General features: G+C 56.3%; 1 protein-coding gene. It reads left to right on the top strand.

Annotated elements, in window-relative coordinates; genetic code table 11:
• The first annotated feature begins 8 nt into the window (after positions 1 to 8).
• Positions 9 to 404, top strand: a complete 396-nt coding sequence (gene rpsH, locus GPA27_RS28325) for a 30S ribosomal protein S8 (RefSeq protein WP_005793636.1) — start codon at positions 9 to 11, stop codon at positions 402 to 404.
• Positions 405 to 478: the final 74 nt, after the last annotated feature.

The raw sequence follows: 478 nt of genomic DNA, 5'->3' as shown, positions 1-478 counted from the left end.
GATTAAACATGAGCATGAGTGATCCCATCGCTGACTTGCTGACCCGCATCCGTAATGCACAGATGGTCTCCAAGGCCACGGTTCTGGTGCCATCTTCCAAAGTGAAGATCGCCATCGCCCAGGTGCTGAAGGACGAAGGTTATATCGACGGCTTCCAGGTCAAGACCGAAGCTGGCAAGTCCGAACTCGAAATTGCCCTGAAGTATTACGCAGGCCGTCCAGTGATTGAGCGCATCGAGCGCGTCAGCCGCCCTGGTCTGCGTGTCTACAAAGGCCGTGATTCCATTCCACAAGTCATGAACGGTCTGGGTGTGGCAATTGTCACAACGCCCAAGGGCGTGATGACCGATCGCAAGGCGCGCGCTACCGGTGTCGGTGGCGAAGTGCTCTGTTACGTGGCCTAACCCGCGGCATTGAGGAGAAACTGAAATGTCCCGAGTAGGAAAAATGCCCGTGACCATCCCCGCAGGTGTGGATG

This window comes from Aromatoleum toluolicum, assembly GCF_012911005.2.
GTDB lineage: Bacteria > Pseudomonadota > Gammaproteobacteria > Burkholderiales > Rhodocyclaceae > Aromatoleum > Aromatoleum toluolicum.
Note: the sequence above shows the minus strand (reverse complement) of the source record. Positions and strands in the feature narration are given on the sequence as shown.

Coding starts and splice junctions, on each gene's coding strand:
- rpsH (WP_005793636.1), top strand. CDS start 9: ATGAGCATGAGTGATCCCATCGCTGACTTGCTGACCCGCATCCGTAAT.